The organism is Thermophilibacter sp. (assembly GCF_966187215.1).
Map to the genome: position 1 here is coordinate 1 of NZ_CBIFYV010000098.1, position 8,145 is coordinate 8,145.

Consider the following 8,145-nt stretch of genomic DNA (forward strand, 5'->3'; position numbering starts at 1 on the left):
TTGTGGTGACTGCGATTCTAGGGAACGGCCGCGCCCCTCCGGGCGCCGGCCGAGTCGCCGCCTACACCAAAATTCGGGACGCGTCCGGTTTCTCCGGAGTATGCTCGAGAATCGCGGAAAGTCGGAGAGTTCAGCAACAGACTTCCGGGGTTTTCTGCGCAGGCGTTCCGACAACCCGCCGACTTCCGGGGTTTTTGAGCGGGGTGGGCGACCAACGACGTGCGGCGCGGCGAGAGGCGCCCCGCCCTTGCGCCGGCACTTTAGTGTGCTAAAGTATCACTCGCCCGAACCGCAGACCCGCGCGCCGCCGGGCGCGCCGAAAGGAACCACCGTGCGATCAGGAACCCCCCGCGGCTTCCGCGACATCCTCCCCCGGGAGGCGCTCGCCCGCGAGCGCATCACCGACACCGTCCGCTCGTGCTTCGCCGAGGCGGGCTACCTGCCCGTCGAGACGCCGCTTCTGGAGGAGCGCGGCGCCCTGGAGCGCGGCGCGCGCCTGCGCGACGCCGCCTTCCAGCTCTTTGACGAGGACGGCACGCTGCTCGCGCTGCGTCCCGACCTCACGCTGCCCGTGGCGCGCCTCGTGGCGGGCCGCATGGGCGCCGATGAGCTGCCCGTGCGCCTGCGCTACAGCGCCCCGGTGGTGCGCGAGGAGCCGAGCCTGCGCGGACAGCCGCGCCAGTTCACCCAGCTCGGCGTCGAGCTGGTGGCCCGCGAGGGCACGGCCTCGGAGGTCGAGGTCGTGCGCCTGCTCGCGCAGGTGCTGACGGCGCTCGAGGTGCCCGCCTGGCGCATCGTCTTTGGCTCGCCGGTGCCGCTCACCGCGCTTCTCGACGCCTGCGCGCCCAGCGCGGACTTCCGCGAGCGCGTGCTCGCCCTCGTGCACGACTCCGACCTCGTGGCCGTGGACGAGCTCGTGGCCGCCACGCCCGGGCTCGCCCCGGAGCAGGCCCGCGCCCTGCGCGAGATCGTGCGGCTCGGCGGCGGGCGCGAGGTCATCGGCCGGCTCGACGAGCTTCTCGCCGCCGCGGGCGTGGCCGCCGACGCGCGCGGCACCGCCGAGCTCTCGGCGCTCGCGGCCGAGCTCGGTGACCTCTTCGAGGCCGGGCGCCTCTCGTTTGACTTCTCGATCATCAACTCGTTCGACTACTACACCGGCATCATCTTCAAGGGCTACGCCGAGGGCATCGCGGCGAGCCTCGCCTCGGGCGGGCGCTACGACGCGGTCCTCGCCAACCTGGGCCGGCCGGGGCTCGTGGCCTGCGGCTTCGCGCTCTCGCTGGAGCGGCTGCAGGAGGTGCTCGGCGAGCCGGGCGTCTCGGGTGTGGTGACGCCGGGCGTGCGCGTGGCCGAGCGGCCCATCCGCATCGCCGTGCCCAAGGGGTCGCTGCTCAAAGACACCGTGCGCGTGCTCGAGGCGGCGGGGCTGCCCACCGCCGAGCTCGCCGACGCCGGGCGCAGGCTCGTAGTCTCGGCCGGCGACGTGGAGTACGTGATCGTGCGCGCCCAGGACGCCCCGGCCTTCGTGGGCCACGGCGGCGCCGACTGCGGCATCTGCGGCGCCGACTCGCTCGAGGAGGCCGCGCTCGACCTGCTGCAGCTCGTGGACTTGGGCTACGGCCGCTGCCGCTTCGTGGTGGCCGAGCCGCGCAGCCGCGCGGGCGAGGCCGAGCGCGCCTACCAGTGGCGCGGCACGGTCCGCGTGGCCACCAAGTACCCGCGCATCACGCAGCGCTACTATGACGGCATCGGTCAGCAGGTGGACATCGTGACGCTGCACGGCAACATCGAGCTGGGCCCCATCGTGGGCATGACCGACCGCATCGTGGACATCACGGCCACGGGCACCACGCTCGCCGAGAACGACCTGGTGGTCGTCGACGACGTCATGGAGTGCACGGCGCGCTTCTTCGCCGGTCCCGCGGCGTACCGCTGCGACAAGAGGATCCGCGACCTCGCGCGCCGCCTGGCCGAGGTCGTCGGGGAGGGGAGAGACGCATGAGGACCGTCACGCTCGAGGGGGGCCGCCGCCTGACGCAGGCCGACCTCAATCGCACGGGCGCGCTGCCCGCCGACGTCACGGAGGCGGCCGAGAGGATCGTGGACGACGTGCGCGGGCGCGGTGACGCCGCGCTGCGGGAGTATGCCGCGCGCTTCGACGGCTTCTGCCCCGCCGACCTGCGCGTGCCGCCCGAGGCCCTCGCCGCCGCGACCGAGCGGGTGGACCCGGAGTTCCTGGAGGCCCTGCGCCGCGCCGCGCGCCAGATCCGCGACTTCCACGAGCGCGAGCGCGAGCAGTCCTGGTTCACCACCCGCCCCGACGGCACGATGCTCGGTGTCAAGGTCACGCCGGTGGCGTCGGCCGCCGTCTACGTGCCGGGCGGGCGCGCCCAGTACCCCTCCACCGTGCTCATGGACACGATCCCGGCCAAGGTGGCGGGCGTGGGGCGCGTGGTCATGCTGACGCCGCCGCAGCGCGACGGCTCGCTCAGCCCCTACACGCTGGCCGCGGCGGCCCTCGCGGGCGTGGACGAGGTCTACGCCGTGGGCGGCGCCCAGGCCATCGCCGCGGCGGCCTACGGCACCGAGTCCGTCCCGGCGGTCGAGAAGATCGTGGGGCCGGGCAACGCCTACGTGGCGGCAGCCAAGCGCTACGTCTCGGGTGACGTCGGGGTCGACATGGTGGCCGGGCCGTCGGAGGTGTGCGTGCTCGCCGACGCCACGGCCGACCCCGTGGTGGTGGCCGCCGACCTCATGGCCCAGGCCGAGCACGACCCGATGGCGAGCTGCTACCTCGTGACCTGCGACCCCGCGCTGCCCGCGCGCGTGGAGGCGGCGCTCGCGACGCTCGTGCCGCAGAGCCCGCGCGCCGACGTCACGCGCGCCTCGCTCGACGACCGCGGCGTCATCGTGGTGGCGGGGACGCTCGACGCGGCCGTCGACGCCGTCAACGTGGTGGCGCCGGAGCACCTGGAGCTGCACTGCGAGGGCGCCATGGGGCTGCTCGGCCGCATCCGCAACGCCGGTGCCATCTTCGTGGGCGCCTGGAGCTCCGAGCCGCTCGGCGACTACGTGGCCGGTCCCAACCACACGCTGCCCACCGGCGGCACCGCGCGCTTCTCCAACCCGCTCGGCGTCTACGACTTCCAGAAGCGCTCGAGCGTCATCAGCTACACGCCCGAGGGGCTTCTCGCCGACGCGCCGGCCGTCCAGACGCTCGCGCAGTCTGAGGGCCTCTGGGCGCACGCGCTGTCGGTGGGGCTGCGCCGCCGGCTGGCCGAAGGGGGCACCTACGACGCCTCCGACGTGCACCGCGTGGCCTGGCCCTCCGACCTCGAGCTCAGGGGGGAGGCGCGCGATGCGTGACGTCACGTCGCGGCTGCGCGAGGCGCTGCGCTCCTTCGAGCCGTACGACCCGGCCTTCTCGCCGTGCCGCGTGAACCTGTCGGCCAACGAGAACACCCACCCGATGCCGCCCGAGCTGCGCGCCGCGATCGACGAGGCGCTTCTTTCCACGCCGCTCAACCGCTACCCCGACCCGATGGCCAACGAGCTGCGCGACGCGCTCGCCGCGCGCCACGGCACGGACCGGTCCCGCGTGATCGTGGGCAACGGCGGCGACGAGCTGCTCTTCAACCTGCTCTTCGCCTTCGGCGGGCCGGGGCGCTCCGTGGTGACGTGCCCGCCGGACTTCGCCGAGTACGCCAACTTCGCGCAGATGTGCGAGGCGCCCGTGCGCCGCGTGCCCCGCGATCCGCGCGACTTCTCGATCGACGCCGACGCGCTCGCGGCCGCCGCGGCGGACGCCGCGATGGTGATCCTGACCTCGCCGAACAACCCCACGGGCGACCTCGCGCCGCGCGCGCTCGTGCGCCGTCTGCTCGACGAGACCGACGCGCTCGTGCTCGTGGACGAGGCCTACGTGGAGTTCGCGCCGGAGGGCTCGAGCGTGGTCGACCTGGTGGCTCAGAGCCCGCGCCTCATGGTGCTGCGCACGCTCTCCAAGGCGTTCGGCCTGGCGGGGGCGCGCCTGGGCTACCTCGTGGCCGACCCGGCCGTGGTGGACGCGCTCGCCGCCGTGCGTCAGATATACTCGGTCGACGTGCTCGCGCAGGCGGTCGGCCTGGCCGCCGTCACGCACCGCGACCTCATGGCCGGCGTGGTGGCCGACATCGTGGCCGAGCGCGGGCGGCTCGCCGCGGGGCTCGCGGAGCTGCCCGGCGTGAGCGCGTGGACGAGCGCGGCAAACTTCGTGCTCGCGCGCGTGCCCGACGCCCACCGCGTCTGGGAGCGCCTGCGCGACGAGCACTCGGTGCTGGTGCGCGACTTCTCGTCCGTGCCGGGGCTCGAGGGGTGTCTGAGGCTCACCGTGGGCACGCGCGCGGAGAACGACGCGCTGCTCGACGCGCTCGCGGTGCTCACGAGAAGGGATTCGCAGTCATGAGCAGGACCGCAAAGGCCGTCCGCGCCACCGCCGAGACTGACATCGGGCTCTCGGTGGACCTGGACGGGACCGGCGTCGCCGACGTCGAGACGGGCGTGGGCTTCTTCGACCACATGCTGTGCGCGCTCGCGCGCCACTCGCTGATCGACCTCACGGTGCGCGCCAAGGGCGACGCCGAGGTCGACGACCACCACACCGTGGAGGACACGGGCATCGTGCTGGGGCGGGCGCTCTCGGAGGCGCTCGGCGACAAGCGCGGGATCCGGCGCTTCGGCAGCGCGCTCGTGCCGCTCGACGAGGCGCTCGTGCTGTGCGCCGTGGACGTGTCGGGCCGCGGCGGGCTCTACTGGGACGTGGCGATCGGCCCCGACAAGGTGGGCACCTTCGACACCGAGCTCGCCCACGAGTTCTTCGTCGCCCTCGCGCGCGAGGCGGGGATCACGCTGCACCTGCGCCTGGTGTGCGGCGAGAACGCGCACCACATCATCGAGGCCGCGTTCAAGGCCTGCGCCCGCGCCCTGCGCGAGGCGTTCGAGGCCGACCCGCGCGTGGACGGCGTTCCCTCGACCAAGGGGAGCCTGTGATGGCGGAGGCGGGCGCCGCGCCGCGCGTGGTCGTGGTCGACTACCACAAGGGCAACCTGAGCTCGGTGGCGCGCGGGCTGGCCGACGCGGGCGCGCGCGTGACCGTCAGCGACGAGCCGGGCGTCATCGCGGCCGCGGACGGCGTGGTGCTGCCCGGCGTGGGCAGTTTCGGCGACGCGATGGCCTACCTGCGCGAGAGCGGCCAGGCCGAGGCCCTTCTCGCCGCCGTGGGCCGGGGCGCGCCCTTCCTGGGCATCTGCCTGGGCCTGCAGCTGCTCTTCGAGCGCGGCGACGAGACGGACGACGGCTCGTGGGCCGCGGGGCTGGGGGTGCTGGCCGGCTCGGCCACGCGCCTCGAGTCGACGCGCCTCAAGGTGCCGCACGTGGGCTGGGACCAGCTGCACCTCACCGAGCGCGGCCGCGCGTGCCCGCTCTTCGCCGGCGTGCCGGAGGGGGCCAACGTCTACTTCACTCACTCCTACGCGCTCGACGACGACGTGGACGACGCCGTGGTGGCCGCGCGCACGCACTACGTGCGCAGCTTCGCGAGCGCCGTGTGGGACGGCCGCGCCGTCTTCGGCGTGCAGTTCCACCCCGAGAAGAGCTCCGCGGTGGGCGGCGTCATCCTGGCCAACTTCGCGCGCGTGGTGGGGGAGGCCGGCAGATGATCCTCTTTCCCGCGATCGACCTGGTGGGCGGGCGCGTGGTGCGCCTCGCCCGCGGGGACCGCTCCCGCATGGACGTCTACTCCGACGACCCCGCCGCGGTGGCCGAGAGGTTCCGCGACGCGGGCGCCTCCTGGGTGCACGTGGTGGACCTCTCGGCGACGCTCGAGGAGGACGAGGCCGCCCGCGCGGCCAACGACGCCGCGATCCGCGCCGTGTGCGCGGTCGAGGGGATCTCGGTGGACGCGGGCGGCGGCGTGCGTGACCTCGCCGCGGTGGAGCGCCTGGCCGGCCTGGGCGTGCGGCGCATCGCCATCGGCACGGCGCTCGTGCGCGACCCGGCCTTCGCCGCCGAGGCTGCGCGGGAGTTCGGCGAGCTCGTGGTGGCCGACGTGGCCGCGCGCGACGGCGAGGTGCGCGTGAACGGCTGGCGCGAGGGCGCGGCGCTCGGCGCCGACGAGCTCGTGGCGCGCCTGGCCGAGCTGGGGTACCGCCATCTCGTCTTCACCGACGTGGCGCGCGACGGCATGCGCTGCGGGGTGGACGCGGCCGCCTACGCGCACGTGGCCGAGGTCGCGGGTTTCCCGGTGGTGGCCTCGGGCGGCATCGCGAGCCTGGACGACCTGCGCGCGCTGGCGGCGCTCGGGCCGGACGTGGTGGAGGGCGCCATCTGCGGGCGGGCCCTCTACGAGGGGTCCTTCTCGCTGGCCGACGCCCTGGCCGCCTGCGCGTGAGGGCGAGTCGGGGCGCGCGGTCCTTCTCGCCGTCTGGCTTGCATCGAGTGCACGAAATTATTGATATTCGACCTTCTGAGGGGGTCGATCGACCCGCAAAACCGCAGGTGGCGAGAAGCCTGGCGCGCCCTGGAGTGCCTCTATATAAATAATTTCGTGCATTCGGCGAGAAGGGCGGTCTGCCCGCCGCCCGCGGCCCCGCGAGACGTAAGATGTTGACGGAACACGTTCGACCCGGAGGAATCTCATGCTGACCAAGCGCGTCATACCCTGCCTGGACGTGAAGGACGGGCGCGTCGTGAAGGGCGTCAACTTCGTGGGCCTGCGCGACGCCGGCGACCCGGTGGAGCTCGCGCGCCGCTACGACGCCGAGGGCGCCGACGAGGTGGTCTTCCTTGACATCACGGCCACCTCCGACGACCGCGCCACCACGATCGAGCTGGCCAGCCGCGCCTCGTCCGAGCTGCGCATCCCCTACACGGTGGGCGGCGGCTTCCGCGACGTGGCCGGCTGCCGCGCCATGATCGCCGCCGGCGCCGACAAGGTCTCGCTCAACTCGGCGGCCGTGCGCGACCCGAGCCTCATCTCCGCGGCCGCGACGGCCTTCGGCAGCCAGGCCGTGATCTGCGCGATCGACGCCAAGCGCGTGCCCGGAGGGGGAGACCGCTGGGAGGTCTACCTCGCCGGCGGGCGCGAGGCCACGGGCATCGACGCGGTGGCGTGGGCTGAGGAGGCGGCGCGCCGCGGCGCCGGCGAGATCCTGCTCACGAGCATGGACCGCGACGGCACCCAGGACGGCTTCGACCTCGCGCTCACCCGCGCGGTCGCGCGCGCGGTGCCCATCCCGGTGATCGCGTCGGGCGGCGTGGGCACGCTCGAGCACTTCGCCGAGGGCATCATCGAGGGCGAGGCGGACGCGGTGCTCGCCGCGAGCGTCTTCCACTTCGGTACGTTCACGATTCGCCAGGTGAAGGAGTACATGGCCAGCCAGGGTATCCCGGTGCGGCTGGACTTCTGAGGGCACGATGCGAGGGGGGAAAGCGATGGGCCAGACCTACGCGGGCGAGCCGCTCGAGGGGGCGGCGTCGGCGGGCGAGGTGCGCTTCGACGAGCGCGGCCTGGTGCCGGCCGTGGTGCAGCAGGCGGGCACCGGCGAGGTGCTCATGGTGGCGTGGATGAGCGCGGAGTCGCTTCGGCTCACGCTCGAGACCGGGACCACCTGGTTCTGGAGCCGCAGCCGCCGGGAGCTCTGGAACAAGGGCGCCACGAGTGGCAACGTCCAGCGCGTGCGCCGCGTGCTCGTGGACTGCGACGCTGACACGCTGCTCGTGGAGGTGGACTCGCCGGGCCCGGCCTGCCACACCGGCCACCGCAGCTGCTTCTACCGCGAGCTTTCCGCGGACCAGAGGGACGAGGGATAGGAGAGACCCATGGGGGAGAGAACCGCTAACGTGCACGACGGCGACATCGGCGAGACGCTCGAGGGGCTCGCCGCGGTCATCCACGGCCGCGCCGGGGCCGACCCGGAGGCCTCCTACACGGCCCGCCTGCTCCAGGGGCCGGAGGACTCGCTGCTCAAGAAGCTCACCGAGGAGGCCACCGAGGTCGTGATGGCGTCCAAGGACCACGACCACGACCACATACGCTACGAGGCGGCGGACCTTCTCTACCACCTGCTCGTCACGCTGGAGCGCGAGGGCGTGACGCTGGCCGAGCTC

The 8,145-nt window shown here is 73.6% G+C and carries 9 protein-coding genes; all 9 read left to right on the top strand.

Going from position 1 to position 8,145, the window contains the following annotated elements; genetic code table 11:
* Positions 1-331 precede the first annotated feature (331 nt).
* Positions 332-2,002 carry an ATP phosphoribosyltransferase gene (gene hisG, locus ACWTSU_RS07950; protein ID WP_455139496.1) on the top strand — a complete coding sequence of 557 codons (1,671 nt, stop codon included), beginning with the start codon at positions 332-334 and terminating at the stop codon, positions 2,000-2,002.
* Positions 1,999-3,366, top strand: coding sequence for a histidinol dehydrogenase (gene hisD, locus ACWTSU_RS07955; protein WP_455139498.1), 1,368 nt, complete (start codon positions 1,999-2,001; stop codon positions 3,364-3,366). Before hisG ends, hisD begins: the two co-directional genes overlap by 4 nt.
* A complete protein-coding gene (hisC, locus tag ACWTSU_RS07960; protein ID WP_455139500.1) occupies positions 3,359-4,444 on the top strand; it encodes a histidinol-phosphate transaminase in 1,086 nt (361 codons plus the stop codon). The genes hisD and hisC overlap by 8 nt, the downstream gene beginning before the upstream one ends.
* Positions 4,441-5,028 (top strand): imidazoleglycerol-phosphate dehydratase HisB, encoded by a 588-nt coding sequence (hisB, locus tag ACWTSU_RS07965; protein ID WP_455139502.1) that lies wholly within the window; start codon positions 4,441-4,443, stop codon positions 5,026-5,028. Before hisC ends, hisB begins: the two co-directional genes overlap by 4 nt.
* A complete protein-coding gene (gene hisH / locus ACWTSU_RS07970) occupies positions 5,028-5,696 on the top strand; it encodes an imidazole glycerol phosphate synthase subunit HisH (protein WP_455139504.1) in 669 nt (222 codons plus the stop codon). Before hisB ends, hisH begins: the two co-directional genes overlap by 1 nt.
* Positions 5,693-6,427 carry a 1-(5-phosphoribosyl)-5-[(5-phosphoribosylamino)methylideneamino]imidazole-4-carboxamide isomerase gene (locus ACWTSU_RS07975; protein ID WP_455139506.1) on the top strand — a complete coding sequence of 245 codons (735 nt, stop codon included), beginning with the start codon at positions 5,693-5,695 and terminating at the stop codon, positions 6,425-6,427. The genes hisH and ACWTSU_RS07975 overlap by 4 nt, the downstream gene beginning before the upstream one ends.
* A 247-nt stretch (positions 6,428-6,674) precedes the next feature.
* Complete coding sequence (gene hisF / locus ACWTSU_RS07980) at positions 6,675-7,445, top strand: imidazole glycerol phosphate synthase subunit HisF (RefSeq protein ID WP_455139508.1); 771 nt, start codon at positions 6,675-6,677, stop codon at positions 7,443-7,445.
* Between the two features lie 25 nt (positions 7,446-7,470).
* Complete coding sequence (hisI, locus tag ACWTSU_RS07985) at positions 7,471-7,848, top strand: phosphoribosyl-AMP cyclohydrolase (protein WP_455139510.1); 378 nt, start codon at positions 7,471-7,473, stop codon at positions 7,846-7,848.
* A gap of 9 nt (positions 7,849-7,857) precedes the next feature.
* On the top strand, positions 7,858-8,145 hold a 288-nt coding region (gene hisE / locus ACWTSU_RS07990; RefSeq protein WP_455139512.1), incomplete at its 3' end, for a phosphoribosyl-ATP diphosphatase.

What these genes read in the sequence shown, in the direction of transcription:
- hisD (WP_455139498.1), top strand. Translation starts at nt 1,999, where the DNA reads ATGAGGACCGTCACGCTCGAGGGGGGCCGCCGCCTGACGCAGGCCGAC.
- hisC (WP_455139500.1), top strand. Translation starts at nt 3,359, where the DNA reads ATGCGTGACGTCACGTCGCGGCTGCGCGAGGCGCTGCGCTCCTTCGAG.
- hisB (WP_455139502.1), top strand. Translation starts at nt 4,441, where the DNA reads ATGAGCAGGACCGCAAAGGCCGTCCGCGCCACCGCCGAGACTGACATC.
- hisH (WP_455139504.1), top strand. Translation starts at nt 5,028, where the DNA reads ATGGCGGAGGCGGGCGCCGCGCCGCGCGTGGTCGTGGTCGACTACCAC.
- ACWTSU_RS07975 (WP_455139506.1), top strand. Translation starts at nt 5,693, where the DNA reads ATGATCCTCTTTCCCGCGATCGACCTGGTGGGCGGGCGCGTGGTGCGC.
- hisF (WP_455139508.1), top strand. Translation starts at nt 6,675, where the DNA reads ATGCTGACCAAGCGCGTCATACCCTGCCTGGACGTGAAGGACGGGCGC.
- hisI (WP_455139510.1), top strand. Translation starts at nt 7,471, where the DNA reads ATGGGCCAGACCTACGCGGGCGAGCCGCTCGAGGGGGCGGCGTCGGCG.